Annotated in this window: 1 protein-coding gene; it reads right to left on the bottom strand. The window is 62.1% G+C overall.

All coding sequences use genetic code 11. The features are described 5' to 3' along the window. Window positions 1-1,364, bottom strand: a 1,364-nt coding sequence (locus tag U8U68_RS21805) for a phage tail tape measure protein (protein WP_322204550.1), incomplete at both ends; no start/stop codon positions are given.

Genomic DNA, 1,364 nt, shown 5'->3' with positions numbered 1-1,364 from the left:
GCCTGGGCCGTGGTGGAGATGGCCTCCCACAGCCCAGAGAAGAAGTCGCCGATACCACCCCAGATGGTCTGGGCCAAGTTGACGATGGCCTCCCATGCTCCCTGGAAGAAGGAGGACAGCGCCTCCCACACAGCCACCGCAGCGGCCTTGATGTTCTCCCAGAGGTTGATCCAGAACTCGCGGAAGCCCTCGCAGTTGTTCCAGAGGGCAACGAAGATGGCGATGAGGGCGGCGATGGCGGCGACCACCAGGCCGATGGGGTTTGCCGCTAAGACAGTGAACAGCCCGGTGGCGGCGGTTTTCACCGCACCAATGACCGGGCCAATTTTGGACACCACCGAGAGGATGGTGCCGACCGCCGAGATGACCTTGCCAATGACGATCAGCACAGGCCCCACAGCGGCTACGATCAGCCCGATGGTGACGATGGTCTGCTTGGTGCCTTCATCCAGGCTGTTCAGCCAATCCACAAAGGACTGGATGCCGGAAACGATGTTCTTGATGACCGGCATGAGCAGTTCCCCGATGGAGATGGCGAGGCCCTCCAGCGCCGACTTCAGAATGGTGAGCTGACCTTGGAGGTTGTCCAGTTGTGTGTCCGCCATCTGCTGGGCAGCGCCGCCGCTCTCGGTGATGGACTGTTGGAGGGTGTCCCAGCTCTCGCCAGTATTGGCGAGAAGGGCGTTGACGGCGGCGAGGTCGGTCTTGTTGAAGATGGTGGCGATAATGTTGGACTTCTCGGCGGAGGTCATGCCGTCCATTGAAGTGTTGAGGTCGCCCAGCACATCGTTGAGGGAGCGCATATTTCCCTCGGAGTCGTACACATCCACGCCAAGCTGCTCCATGCAGGCCGCGGCCTTATCGGTGGGGTTTTGCAGGGAGAGAATGACATTGCGCAAATGCGTACCGCCCTCGGCCCCCTTGATGCCGTTGTTGGCGAGGATGCCGAGAGCGGTGTTTAGTTCGGCGGTGCCGCCCTTGACGGACTTCGCCGTAGCGCCGATGGTCAGGATGGCATCGCCAAGCTGGGCCACCGAGGTGTTCGTGGTGGACGAGGTCTTTGCCATCTGGTCCACCATGGTGGTGGCCTCGTCTGTACCCATGCCCAAAGCGGACATGGCGTCTGTCACCATGTCGGAGGCCGAGGCCAGGTCGATACCGCCAGCCGCCGCCAGGTTGAGGACGGTGGGGAGCGTGTCGCACATCTCCTGGGTGTCATATCCGGCGAGGGCGAGGTAGTTCAAAGCCTCGGCGCACTCGCTGGCGGAGAAGGCCGTCTCGCTGCCCATCTGCTTTGCCAGGGCGGAGAGGGTGTCCATGGTGTTCACGCTCTCGCCGTTGACCGTGGACATGGCGTCCTTGGT

The organism is Acutalibacter intestini, assembly GCF_034334985.1.
Classification (GTDB): Bacteria; Bacillota; Clostridia; order Oscillospirales; family Acutalibacteraceae; genus Acutalibacter; species Acutalibacter intestini.
The sequence above is the reverse complement of the archived record's forward strand: the minus strand, read 5'-3'. Positions and strand labels throughout refer to the sequence as shown.